The sequence below is a fragment of the Termitidicoccus mucosus genome (assembly GCF_038725785.1).
Classification (GTDB): Bacteria; Verrucomicrobiota; Verrucomicrobiia; order Opitutales; family Opitutaceae; genus Termitidicoccus; species Termitidicoccus mucosus.
In genome coordinates, this window is record NZ_CP109796.1 from 4269239 (window position 1) to 4281986 (window position 12748).

Here is a 12748-nt window from a genome sequence, read left to right on the forward strand (position 1 = left end):
AAGGTAGCACAGGCACGACGGGCCGCGAGCCTTCGGCCCCGAAACCAGTGCAAAAACACGCCGGCTTTCCTGCGCAACCACGCAGGCCGCACGCGGCATTAAAGGACGCGCGGAAAGAAAAAATGGCGCGCACGGGTGTTTTATATTGAAAAATCGAACCGAAATTGCCGTTAGTTGGACTAACCCTCTCGAAATGATTTTGCGTATCCTGAAAAACCTGTTTCGCCGTCCGCCTATCCGCATGGGCCGGGTGGATAACAGTCGGATTCGCACCACGACCATCCGCAATTCGGGTTTCGTGAGTTTTATTTCCGCGACGGGCAGCCTGAGGGCGCGCAACACCGACCACTACGACGCGCGCCTGCGCCGCCGCCGTTTTTTCAAGAGCCTGGTGATCGCGACTCTAAGCGCCGGCGGTGCATGGATCGTGATCGAAAGCGCCCGCGCTCTGACGCTGTTCTGAGCGGGGCGGAAAGCGCAAGGCGACCCGGCATGGCCGATTTTCGCCGGAGGCGCGCGCCAGCGCGCCGCGTGGCGCAGGCTTCCGGCCGCCTCACTTCGTCAGTTCGCTGCGGTAGACGACCGTGTCGCGCGGAGCTTCGCCGAGGGTCGTGGTCGCGGCGACCGTGACGGTGAACTGTTGCGTGAGACTGTCGATGGCGCGACCACTGGCGTCGAGGAAGGTGAGCGTCGCCGGGTAGTCGCCGGGCGCGAGCTTGAGCGCGTGGAAACTCAGGTAGCGCGGCAGGTTGTCCCACTGGCGCGTGTCGGCGTCGGGCGTCGTGGCGGCGGAGGTGAGCTTGCTGATCAGGCCCACGGCGGCGAGCGCAAGGGCGGCCGTGCCGGAGTCTTCCCCGCGGCTGTTGGCGGCGATGACCGCGCCCATGAGGGCGACGTCGCCCACGGTATTGGCGCCGGTTTTGAAGACGGCCTTGTTGCCCAGAATATGGTCCATCACGCGTCCGCCGCGCGTGATGGCTTGAAAAAAGAGATCGTCGTAGGCCGGCAGCATGACGGTGCGCCCGGCGATTTCGAGGCGCGCGGCGGACGCGGTGACGGGGCCGGCCTGGAAACGCAGCATCTCGCCGTATTGGCCGGCGGCGACTTTGCGCGGGCCGCGGCCGAACTCGACGAAAAAGAGCACGTTGGCCGACGGGTCGTAGGGCAGGGGCTCGGGGCGGCTTTGCGCGCGGGCGCTGGCGACGGCGCGGGCGAGCGCGTCGGAGCCGTTGCCGCCGAGTTTCGCCGTGACGTAGCCATCGAGGTAGTCGCAGAGCACGTAGTCGCCGGCATAGGTCTTTTCCTCGGCGTCGCTGTCGAGCAGCTCGGCGGTGCGGAAGAGCGCGCGGGCGTTGTCGGGCTCGCCGTCGCGCCAGTAGAGGATGGCCCGGTAGTAGTTGGCCATGACGCGTTCGTAGGGTTCGCCGATGAAGGGCTTGTCGGACTCGTTGCGGAACATGCGCCGGGACTTGGCGGCATCGGCGCTGATATTGCCGTAGTTGGCGGCGGCGGTCATGAGGGCGTCGTCGAGCAGGGATTTCGTCTCGCCGGGTTCGCCCCGGCGCAAGGTGGTGGCGGCGAGGCGATACTGGTAGAGAACTTTGTCTTTCTTGGGCGCGGCGTCGATATAGGCCCGGCCGTCCACGATCGGGTCGCCGGTCGGCGTGATGCGGGGCATCGTGGGCGCGCTGGCGCAGCCGGCCAGAAAGAGCAGGGCGATGGCAAAGGCGGCAAAGGTGCTGGCGGTTGCGCGGGTTTTCACGGGTTTCCGGACAATGGCAGATAAGGAAGACGCGGGCGAAAGCGAGGAAGTGAAACGAGTTTGGCGGAAAAGTGAAGCACGGCGGCGGCTCTTTGATTGCACGGCGGGAAAAAGATTTGGGTTCCTGTCTATTTTGAATGGCTGTTTTTCATGGCAAAGAAGCAAAACCAAGTCACAGAGCACACAGAGCTCCGACACAGAGTCCACAGAGGTTCGATTTTGAACTTCCTCCGTGAACTCTGTGTCCGCGCTCCGTGAACTCTGTGACTAAAACAACCGGACTTTTCATCGAAAATAGCGTCGAACCAAGATTTGAGACAGCGGATGGCGGCGAATGTTGACGCGCTTTGGGCTCGTGCCCGGCGGGCGGCGGCGGACGTCTTTTCCTGTTGCCGCCATTTGCGCTCGTCCGCGGTCAATGCTATGCTGGCGGCACCATGCTGCGTTATTCACTTATCTTCCTGATTGTGGCCATCATTGCGGCGGTGCTGGGATTCGGCGGTTTGGCAGGCACGGCCGCGTCAATCGCGAAAATCCTGTTCTTTGTGTTTCTGGTGATTTTCGTGATTTCGCTGCTCATCGGACGCAGGCCGCCGACCGCCTGACCGGCAAACACGGGGCGCCCGGCCCGGGTGGCGGATTCATTGGTTTTCCGCCTTCGTTTCGCGCGCCTCGGCCAGGGCTTTCGCGGCCATCTGTTTTCGCAACTGCCGGAAATGCTGCATGCCGGTGCGCACCGAGGTGAACAGGTTTTGGCGGCCGATCTCGTTGATCACGCCGGATTGCTCGAGCGCCGCCCGGAAGCCTTTGTGCGGGCGCGCCAGCGCGAGCGTCACGCCCCGCGCACGCAGGCCGGCGCACAGTTCCCGCAGCACCTCCAGCCCGGTCACGTCGGTCTGCCCGACCATCTCCGCGACAAAGAGCACGGCGGCGGGCGCTTTTTCCGCGTCCACCAGTTTCAGCACGCGCTCCTTGAAATAGTCGGCGTTGAAGAACAGCAGCGGGGAGTCGAAGCGATACACGACCACGCCCGGCACGGTGCGGGCGTCGGGATGGGTGCGCACGTCCACCTGGCCGTCCACGCCGCGTTTCCAGCCCAGCACCGCGTCCGCCGGGCGGTAGAGAAGCTGGAGCGTGCGCAGCAGCGTGAGGCCGATGGCGAAGATGATGCCCGGCAGCACGCCGATCGTCAGCACGCCGATGGTCGTGGCGATCGAGAGCCAGAACTCAAACCGGCTCGCGCGCCGCACCAGCCGCAGCGCCTTCAGGTCGATCAGCCCGAATCCCGCCACCACGAGCACCGCGCCCAGCGCCGGCGCCGGCACCCAGGACAGCGGCACGGTCAGGAACAGCAGCACGCACACGATGGCGAGCGCCGCGACCACGCCGACGAGGTGGCTCCTGCCGCCCGCGAGGTCGTTGACCGCCGTGCGCGAGTCCGCGCCGCTGATGGGAAAGCCTTGGCAGAGCGCCGAGCCGATGTCGGCCACGCCGAACGCCATGAACTCGTGGTTCGGGTTGAGCGCGCCTCCGCTTTTGTTGGCGAAACTCCGCGCCGTGAGCATGCCGCTGCAAAAACTGACCACCGTGATGCTCACCGCGCCCTCGAACAGGCGCGCCAGCGAGCCCGCATCGACCAGGGGCAGACGCGGCAGGGGCAGGCTGGCCTCGATGTGCCCGGTGAGCGCCACGCCGTGCCGGTCGAGATGGAGCACAAACGCCGCGGCCGCGCCCGCCACGATCGCGAGCAGCGGCGCGGGCCAGCGCGGGCGCAGCCGTTTCACCCCGACGGTGACCGCCAGCGCGAACAGCCCCGCCGCGAGCGTCGGCCAGTGTATCTCGTCCAGCCGCACGGCGGTTTGCCAAAGCCCTTCGAAAAATCTGGAGTGAGGGGCGGCGTAGCCGAGGATTTTTGCCAGTTGTCCCGCGATGATGCTGATGCCGATGCCGTTGAGGAAGCCGACCAGAATCGGGCGGGAGAGGAAATTGGCCACAAAGCCGAACCGCAGCATGCCCGCCAGAATCGAGCACACGCCGACCATGAGGGTGAGCACCGCGCACAACGCGACCGTCTGCTCCGGGCCCGCCACCGCCAGCGGCATCAGCACCGCGCCGACCAGGGTGCACGTGGCCGCGTCCGGCCCGACCTGCAACTGCCTCGACCCGCCCACGAGCGCGTAAAGCAGCATCGGCAGGATGCACGAATAAAGCCCGACCTCGGGCGGCAGCCCGGCGAGTTGCGCGTAGGCGATGGCCGTCGGCACCTGGACGGCCGCGACCGAGAGCCCCGCGAACACATCGCTTTGCAACCAGTCCTTCTGGTAATGCCGCAACGAGGCCAGCCCTGGCATGAACCGGTTGATGAATTTTTCGGCAGGCATGGGGTGAGGGGGCGGATGGGCTCTTAATCTTTCTCTTTATTCTTTCCTCTTTATCTTTCTCCCCTCCGAAAATGCCTGTTTTTCCAACCCGTTGGAAGGGAGAAAGAGAAAGATAAAGAGGAAAGAATAAAGAAGGATGGAGAACGGGAGCGATTTTTCGGGGCCGCATTTTGACGGTTGGCGGGCGGGGACGGGAGCGCATGATGGCGCGGCATGAGAACCCTTGCGATTGGCGATATCCACGGCTCGCTTGCCGCCCTGGAGACGCTGGCATCCGCGCTTTGTATCAAAAAAGACGATACACTGGTGATGCTGGGCGACTACGTGGACCGCGGGCCGGATTCGCGCGGGGTGGTCGAGTACCTGCTCGCCCTGCGCGGGCGCGCGAACCTCGTCACGCTGCTCGGCAACCACGAAATCGCGATGATGGATTCCCGGCGGGACCGGAAGATGCTCGCGCAATGGCTCGCGCTTTTCGGCGGCGAGGCGACGCTCGCCTCCTACGGCGTGCCCGCGCTCGGGGAGGTGCCGAGCGCGCATTGGGAATTTTTCAAAAGCTGCCGGGCGTATTATGAGACGGACACGGATTTTTTCGTCCATGCGGGCGCCGCGCCCGACCTGCCGCTCGACCGGCAGCCGGCGGACATGCTTTTTTGGAAACGCTTTGAAAATCCCGCGCCACACTGCTCGGGCAAGCGCATGATTTGCGGCCATACGATCCAGTCCGGCGGGGTGCCGCGCGACCTCGGCCACGCCGTGTGCCTCGACACCGCCGCCTATGACGGCGACGGCTGGCTCACCTGTCTCGACACGCGCGCCAACCGCTACTGGCAGGCCAACAACCGCCGCGAGTTGCGCGAGGGAATGCTCGGACGTGGCTGATACCAATTCCGAATGAAATTCACTCTTCTGGAGGGCCGAGCTCCTGCGAGGCCGTCGCGGAAAAACGTCACGTATAACCCCGACGGCCTCGCAGGAGCTCGGCCCTCCAGCAAAAGGTGATTTTCATTGAGAAATGGTATGATGCCGTAGCCAAAGGAGCGCGGGCATGGCGGACTGTCGCTGACGCTCGAAACCTGCCCGCGTCCCGGTTTCTCACGGTTCTGTTAAAGCGTTATTCCAGTTCGGAAATGGTATGATACCAGTTCCCAGTCATTTATAGATTTATCAAGGGTAGGGCGAAGCCTCCCGCTGAGCCGCGGCTCGGCGGGGACGCCTCGCCCTACCGAAAAGATAATTTTTGGTCGTAAAGGGTATTATTTCAGGCATCGGCCTTACTTTTTCACCCCGGCCCGCTCCAGGAGCCATTCGTCGATGGCGACGTTTTCCTCGGGGATGGTGTTGTGGCCGGTGATGAGGGCGAGGTTCAGCGCCTTCGGGGCTTTTATGACATTATAAGCGGCGAACATCGAGGTGGGCGGGCAGGTTTCATCGTTGTAGCCCCACGAATAAAGGCCGGGGGCCTTGATGCGGCGGGCGAAGTTGACCGCGTCGTAATAGGCGGTGGTGGCGATCTTGGCCGGGTTTTGCGCGTGGAAGCCGGCGGTGCCGGTTTTCGAATCGGGACGGAACATGTGCGGCCAGCCGCCCGCGCGGCCGTGCAGGTAGCCGGTCACGTCGCAGTAAGCCGGATACACGGGCGCGACCGCGGTCACGCGCGGATCGAGGCCGGCGGTGACGAGGGAGAGCTGGCCGCCCTGGCTGCCGCCGGTCACGAGGAGGTTCTTGCCGTCGTGGTTGGGGAGCGAGAGGAGGTAGTCGTTGGCGCGCACGCAGCCGAGGTAAACGCGGCGGTAGTAGTAGGCGTCCTTGTCGTCGAGGTTGTAGGCCCAGTAGGCTTTGAGCGCGCCGGTGCGCATCTGGTCGTAGGCGTAGGCGGGCAGGTCGACGGGGATGCCGTGGATGCCGATGTTGAGCGTGATGACGCCGCGCGAGGCGAGCTCGGTGCTGACGGGCACGTAGGGGCGCACGCCGGCGCCGGGCACGCGGAGGATGGCGGGATAGCTGCCGGGGGCCTTCGGCTCGCAGAGGATGCCGTAGATGCGGCTGGTGTAGCGGCTGTCGCCGCCGATGACGCGGAAGCTGACGTGGTAAACGTTCACGTCGCTCGTGCAGTATTCGGGGAGCAGGGTGCGGGTGGGCTCCATCGGCACGGTGGCGAGCTCGGCCTTGCCGGCGTCCCAGAACGCGTCGAAGTCGTCCGGCTGGGCCTGCGTGGGCTGGATTTTCTCGGGGGAAAAGGCGGCGGTGGCGAGGCCGCGGTAGGTCTTGCCGCCGACCGTGGCGGTGACGATGCAGCGAATCAGGCCGGGCTCCTTCAGCGTGCCGGCGTCCACGACGAGGCCGCCCGCGGGGACGGCGACGCCGGTTTTCTCGACGGCGGGGGGCATCTGCTCGGGGCCGACCTTGTAGGAGACGGTCGCGCCGGCGAGCGGGTTGTTGTCGGCGAGCACGCTGATGGTGAATTTCGCGGGCTGGCCGGTCGCGTAGGTCCAGTCGGCGTGGTCGGGCGCGACGACGACTTGCACGGTGGCGAGGCGCGCCTGCGCAAACGCGGGCACGGGCTGGACCGGCGAGGCGGCCGGGGCGGCAAAGGCCGCGCTCGCGACGATGGCGAGCCCGGCGGTGAGGAGGGCGGGTAGTTTTTTCATAGGTTATCGCGGATTGTGGGAAAAAGGGGGGCGATGATGCGAAAAAGAAAGGATGTTTTGTTGCAAAGATATGGCCGAAGGGGATGTTTGCACGGTTTAGGCTCGCAAGCAGGGTGTTATTTGGAATGCGTTGGCCTCTACTCGCAACACTCATATGGCCCTTTGGGAATACAAAATTATCACCAGCGGCGCTCACGGTTTCGCCAATCCGTCGCTGCTGGAAAAACATCTCAACACACTCGGCAAGGACGAGTGGGAGATCATCCACTTTCAAACCCAGCCCGACAATCCCCTCGCTTTCCACGGCCTCGCGCGCCGCTCCACGCAGCGCGACTGGACGCCGCCGGAGACGCCGGCCGCGGCGGCGGGCGCGCCGCCCAAGCCGGCGGTGTCGCTGTTTGATGCGCCGTCCGCGCCGCCGGCCCAGCCTGCGGTTTCGCAGGCGCCGGCCCAGCCGCCCGCGTCACTGCCGTCGTCCGCGCCGTCCTCCGCGGATCTGCCCCCGCCGGTCCCGACGCCCGGCAACGCCCCGGCCGGCGTCGCCGCCGACAAGTCCGCCATCCGGCCCGTCCGCGACACCGAGCGCGACCTCGATCCCGACGCGCAGGACGAGGACGACTCCGCCGACAACGATTGGGACAACCTCGAGGACATGGACGACGACCTGCCGACATTCTTCGACGCGCTCAAACCCCACTTCCGCCGCAATCCCAAGGGCCCCGGCTCGTCCGTCAGCATCGAGTTTCTCGCCAAACGCTGGGAGCAGCGCGAGGCCGACCTCGTCGGCGCATTGAAAGAGTGCGGTCTCTCCATCCCGGAAACCGAGGAGGCCGACCCGGAGTATTTCGAGTTCGAGGAAGACCTTTACTGGGTAAACCGCAACAACCGCGGCCAGCTTTTCATCAACACCCGCGAAAAACCGCGGCCCGTCTTCCGGGTCGTCCAGGCCACGCCGCTGTCGCCCGACGATCCCGCCGCCGCCGAGCTGGCAGCCGAACGCGAGGCCGAGAAAGCCGAGATTGAAAAACGCAAGGCCGAGCGCGCGGCCCGCCAGGCCGCCGCCGAGGCCGCGGCCGCCGCCCGCGCCGAGGAAGCCGCCAAGCGCCGCGCCGCGCACGAAGCCGCCGCGAAAGAGCGCGGCGAAGCTGATGCCGCCGGTGAGACCGGCCCGCGTCCCGAACCGGCCCCGGCTGGCGACGACGCGCCGTCCGCAGGCGCCGCCGAGGCCGGCGGGCCGCTGCCCGAAGGCGCGGCGTTGCTTGCCAAAATCCGCCCCATGATGCGCCGCAACCGCCGCGGCCCCGGCTACTCCGGCAGCATCGGCTTCCTCGCCCGCGCCTTGCACGAGGAGGAGGAAACGCTTGCCGCCGCCCTCGCCGCGCTCGGCCTCCACCCGCCGGCGACCGCCGGCGAAAAACCGGTTTTCGTCGAGATCGGAAACGGCCTCTATTGGCTCAACAAAGACAACCGCGGCGGCATCTGGATCAACGGACGGGAAAAGAAAGAGCAAAAACCCAGGCTGGACGCCGGGGAGACCAAGGCAAACCCGGAGGCCGCGGCTGAAGAAAAACCGGGCGCCACCGAAAACGAGGCGCCCGCCTTGCCGGATGCCCCCGCCGCCGAGGAACACGCTGCGGGCGCCGGCACGCCGCCTCCTGCGGCGCCCCGGCCGGAATCCGAAGCCGCCGCAGCTCCTGAATCGCCCGCCGAAGAATCCGGCGAGCTTCAGCTTCAACTTGAAACCCCGGCCGAAACCGCCGGGGGCTCCTCCGCGTCGTCGGCCTCCTCCGACAACCTCGCGCTTTCCGCCGTCCGCCTGCTGATGAAGCCCAACAAGCGCGGCAGCGGCGTATCCGGCGAGACCGGCTTCCTGGCCCGGGCGCTGGACAAGCCCGAGGCCGAGTTCATGGGCACGCTCATCGCGACCGGCCTGGTGGTGCCCGAGGACAGCGGGCAGAAACCGATCTTTGTCGAGCACGACGGCGAGATTTACTGGTTCAGCAAATACCCGAAGGACGGCACGATCTGGCTCAACGCCAAGCCGGCGAGGTCCGCGGCGAAAAAGAAATCCGCCGCCCGCACCCGCGCCAAAAGCAACTGAGAACGCGAGGAGCCGCCCAAAAAATTAACCGCAAAGAGCACAAGGAGCGCAAAGATTGGAGAATATAGTTTTCTCTGAGTTCCTTGCGTTCTTTGTGGTTATAAAACCAGACCCTGAACCGCGGCGAAGCCGTCCTTGAATCATGCGCATCACCGGAGGCATCGCCCGCGGCATTCCGCTCGCGGTTCCCAAGGGTGACGCGGTGCGCCCGGCGACGGACGGGATGCGCCAAGCGGTTTTTTCGAGCATCGCGTCGCGCGTGCCCGGCGCGTGGTTTCTCGATCTTTGCGCGGGCAGCGGCGCCTACGGCCTCGAGGCCGTGAGCCGCGGCGCGGCGGGCGGCGTGTTCGTGGAAAAAAACGCGAAGGCCGCCGCCTGCCTGCGGCGCAACATCGAGGCCGTCGCCCAAAGCGCCGCTGCCGGCTCTTCCGGGAGCGCGGGCATTCCTGCCCGCGACACCGCTCCTCACGCTATCGCCGCCCGCCTCGCCATCGCGCAAACCGACGCGCTCACTTGGACACCCGCGCCCGGCGCGCCGCCGCCCGATCTGGTTTTTATCGATCCTCCCTACGAAATCATCCCGGAATTTGCCCCGCGCATCTTCGCGATGCTGGCCGCGCTCCTCGCGCCGCATCCCGATCCCGTGATCATCTTCGAGATGCCCGGCGAGCTCACCCTCGCCGCGCCCGCCGGCTGGGAATGCGCCAAACGCCTCGGCAAAGGTGCCCGCCAGCCCACTGCGGCGTTTTATAAAAAGAGCGCGGCCATGTAGGAGTCCCGCAAGCGAGGCTCCATTTCGTATTCTAGAACAATTTTCGTTTATTCTGTCGCAAATAAACAGCGGCCCCGTAGGGCCTGACCTTGCGTCAGGCCGCGATGTTTCCAGTGCGCAACGCGGCTCCTTCATCCATGCCATCCCGGCTCGACGCAAGGTCGAGCCCTACATGCGACAGAATAAACGAAAATTGCTCTATTATATCCAAAACCTCAATACGCCACCCCGGCCGCGCTTCGCCAGCGGTCGAGCGTGTCGAGGTTGCCGAGCGTGTCGGCCCAGCTCATCGGCGCGGCCTCCACGCGGCCGGCGGCGATCGCCTCCGCCACCACGTCGGCCTCCAGCGCGTATTCGTCGCCGGCAAAGGGCAGCACGATCTCCTCCGGCGCCGCCGCGCCCTCGCGGTGCAGCCAGATGCGCGCGTCGGCGTCGCCGTTGCGCGTCGGCTTCCACGGCCACGGCACATGCAGCCAGCCTTTTGTGCCGTAGATGCGCGCGCTGTTGTCCTGTTGCAGGCCGATTCCGGCCGACACCTGCGCGATCATCCCGGTCTCGAACCGCAGCGTCGCCGCCGTGTAAACATCCACGCCTGTCTCCGGGTGCGCCAGCCCCGCGCCCGTCACCTCCACCGGGTCGAGAAACGCCTTTCCCGCCGCCGCGCCCGCGACGAGGCGCGACAACGACACCGGGTAGCAGCCCACGTCGAGGATGCCGCCGCCGCCCAGCTCCCGCGCCCACAGGCGCGACTTCGGATCGAAGGGCCGGTTGATGCCGAACGCCGCCTGCACCAGCCCCACGCGGCCCAGCGCGCCGTCGCGCACCAGTTCCGCGATCTTCAAGGTCTGCGCGTGGCAGCGATACATGAACGCCTCCATCAGGAACACGCCGTGCCGCCGCGCCGCGTCGATCATCCGCGCGCCCTCCGCGCGGCTCATGCCGAGCGGTTTTTCGCAGAGGATGTGCTTGCCCGCCTCCGCCGCCTTCAGCACCCATTCGAGATGCCCCGGGTGCGGCGTGGCGACATACACCGCGGCCACCTCCGGGTCGGCCAGCAGCGCCTCGTAGCTGCCATGCGCGCGCGGGATGCGGTGCTCGCCCGCGAAGCGCCGCGCCGATTCCTCCGTCCGGCTCCCGGCCGCCACCACCACGCCCGTGCGCGACGCCGCCACGCCCAAGGCGAATTTTTTGGCGATGCCGCCCGTCGCGAGAATGCCCCATTTCAGTTTTGGTTTCATACGGCGACTACACGGGAAAGTTTCGTGTTTTGAAAACACAAATCCCAAAAGGCGCGGCACGGGGTGTAACTCAAAGTGGTGTCACTCCCTCTTTCTTCTTTCCTCTTTATCTTTCTCTTTCGTCAGGAACGGGCAGGGAGAAAGAGGAAAGATAAAGAATAAAGAGGAAAGATTCCGGCGGTGACATCACTTTGAGTTGCACCCGCGACACGGACGCGACAGCGACTGGGAGCGCCGGCATCCTGCCGGCATTGGCGGCGCGAAGCGCCGAGGCATGGGCGTTCCCGCCCATGCCTCGCCATCCTGCGCGCGATATCAGTTGTTAACCGGGATTTGGATTTTTTTGGGATTTGGAATTTCAAAACACGGGATTTCCGTTTTCCCTCGCTGCTCCCGCCGACAAAAACGGCGGGCCGCAGAACCATCATGATACCGCGAAAATTTGATTTCGACACTGTCTGGCCGCGAGCGGGAACCGACTCGCAAAAGTGGCAGAAATACGCCGGCCGGGACATCCTGCCCATGTGGGTGGCCGACATGGACTTCCAGTCGCCGCCCGCGGTGCTCGAAGCGCTTTACCTCCGTGCCTCGCACGGCATCTTCGGCTACGCCCGCCCCACCAAGGCCGAGGTCGAGGCGGTGGTGCAGTCCATGCAGTCCCGCTATGCGTGGCGCATCGACCCCGCGTGGATCGTCTGGCTGCCCGGCCTCGTCGTCGGCCTCAATCTCGCCGCCCAGGCTTTCGCGCAGCCCGGCGACCAGGTCGTCTGCAACACGCCCGTCTATCCCCCGTTTCTCACCGCGCCGCGCAACTCCGGACGCGAGGCGCTGGCCGTCCCGCTCGCCTATGACTCGGCCGCGCGCCGCTGGTCGATTGATTTCGACGCCCTCGCCGCCGCCGTCACCCCGCGCACCAAGCTCTATTTCCTCTGCAACCCGCACAATCCCGTCGCGCGCGTCTTCGACCGCGACGAACTCCTCCGGCTCGCCGCCTTCTGCCTCGAGCATCGCATCCTCCTTTGCTCCGACGAGATTCACTGCGACCTCATCCTCAACGAGTCCCGCCGGCACACGCCGGTCGCCTCGCTCGACGACGAGATCGCCGCCGGCACCATCACGCTCATGGCGCCGAGCAAGACCTACAACATTCCCGGCCTGGGCACCTCGTTCGCCATCATCAGCGACCCGAAACTCCGCGCCGCCTTTGTGCGCGCCTCCGCGGGGATCGTGGCCGAGGTCAATGCGTTCGGCTACGCGGCCTGCGCGGCCGCCTACCGGCACTGCGAACCGTGGCGCCGCACCTTGATCGGCTACCTGCGCGCCAACCGCGACCTCCTCGTCCGTCACGTCGAGCGGGATCTTCCCGGTGTGACCATCGACGCGCCCATCGAGGCCACCTATCTCGGCTGGCTCAACGTCGGCGCGCTCGGGCTGAAGGACCCGGTCGGGCATTTCGAGCAGCACGGCGTCGGTTTGAGCGAAGGCGCGTATTTCGGCACCCCGCCCGGCCAAAACGTCCGCATCAATTTCGGCTGTCCCCGCTCCACGCTGGAGGAAGGCCTGCGCCGCCTGAAAGCCGGCATCCTCGCCGCGGGAAAATAACCCGGACAGACGGCGCGTGGGGCGGCGCAGGCGTAGCGTAGCGCAGGCATCCTTGCCTGCCGTCGTTATTTTATCGCGCGAAGCGCTCATTTGTTTCTTGGAGGGTCAGCGGCGCTTCGCGCCTTCGGTTTCGACGGCAGGCAGGATGCCTTATAGGACACTGGCCAAGACAGGCGCAGTCCTATAACGAAGCCGGTCTTGGCCAGAGGTTCGGGGAGGGGCGTCCTGCAGGACGCCCCTC

At 65.8% G+C, this 12748-nt stretch carries 10 protein-coding genes; 6 read left to right on the forward strand and 4 right to left on the reverse strand.

The features are described 5' to 3' along the window. Positions 1-145: 145 nt before the first annotated feature. Positions 146-463, forward strand: coding sequence for a hypothetical protein (locus tag OH491_RS14890; protein ID WP_334319754.1), 318 nt, complete (start codon positions 146-148; stop codon positions 461-463). A 90-nt stretch (positions 464-553) separates the two neighbouring features. Here OH491_RS14890 and OH491_RS14895 read toward each other — a convergent pair whose 3' ends face one another. Further along, positions 554-1762, reverse strand: a complete 1209-nt coding sequence (locus OH491_RS14895) for a hypothetical protein (protein WP_068773129.1) — start codon at positions 1760-1762, stop codon at positions 554-556. A 437-nt stretch (positions 1763-2199) separates the two neighbouring features. Here OH491_RS14895 and OH491_RS14900 point away from each other — a divergent pair, with 437 nt between their 5' ends. After that, positions 2200-2367, forward strand: a complete 168-nt coding sequence (locus OH491_RS14900) for a DUF1328 domain-containing protein (protein WP_068773207.1) — start codon at positions 2200-2202, stop codon at positions 2365-2367. A 36-nt stretch (positions 2368-2403) separates the two neighbouring features. On the opposite strand, the gene OH491_RS14905 is transcribed toward OH491_RS14900, so the two are convergent. After that, the gene (locus tag OH491_RS14905; RefSeq protein WP_068773130.1) at positions 2404-4143 is read right to left on the reverse strand and encodes a SulP family inorganic anion transporter; all 1740 of its coding nucleotides are present in this window, start codon (positions 4141-4143) and stop codon (positions 2404-2406) included. A 213-nt stretch (positions 4144-4356) separates the two neighbouring features. Here OH491_RS14905 and OH491_RS14910 point away from each other — a divergent pair, with 213 nt between their 5' ends. Then, positions 4357-5025 carry a metallophosphoesterase family protein gene (locus OH491_RS14910; RefSeq protein ID WP_068773131.1) on the forward strand — a complete coding sequence of 223 codons (669 nt, stop codon included), beginning with the start codon at positions 4357-4359 and terminating at the stop codon, positions 5023-5025. A 392-nt stretch (positions 5026-5417) separates the two neighbouring features. Here OH491_RS14910 and OH491_RS14915 read toward each other — a convergent pair whose 3' ends face one another. Beyond that, a complete protein-coding gene (locus OH491_RS14915; RefSeq protein ID WP_068773132.1) occupies positions 5418-6794 on the reverse strand; it encodes an acetylxylan esterase in 1377 nt (458 codons plus the stop codon). A 154-nt stretch (positions 6795-6948) separates the two neighbouring features. Between OH491_RS14915 and OH491_RS14920 the strand changes: the two genes are divergently transcribed. Together OH491_RS14920 and OH491_RS14925 are read left to right on the forward strand one after the other, a co-directional pair. After that, positions 6949-8895, forward strand: coding sequence for a hypothetical protein (locus OH491_RS14920; RefSeq protein ID WP_068773133.1), 1947 nt, complete (start codon positions 6949-6951; stop codon positions 8893-8895). Between the two features lie 142 nt (positions 8896-9037). Next, on the forward strand, positions 9038-9667 hold the full coding sequence (locus tag OH491_RS14925; RefSeq protein WP_068773134.1) for an RsmD family RNA methyltransferase: 630 nt from the start codon (positions 9038-9040) through the stop codon (positions 9665-9667). Positions 9668-9882: 215 nt separating this feature from the next. Here OH491_RS14925 and OH491_RS14930 read toward each other — a convergent pair whose 3' ends face one another. Continuing rightward, positions 9883-10905, reverse strand: coding sequence for a Gfo/Idh/MocA family protein (locus tag OH491_RS14930; protein WP_068773135.1), 1023 nt, complete (start codon positions 10903-10905; stop codon positions 9883-9885). A 426-nt stretch (positions 10906-11331) separates the two neighbouring features. Here OH491_RS14930 and OH491_RS14935 point away from each other — a divergent pair, with 426 nt between their 5' ends. Beyond that, the gene (locus tag OH491_RS14935) at positions 11332-12507 is read left to right on the forward strand and encodes a MalY/PatB family protein (protein WP_068773208.1); all 1176 of its coding nucleotides are present in this window, start codon (positions 11332-11334) and stop codon (positions 12505-12507) included. Positions 12508-12748: the final 241 nt, after the last annotated feature.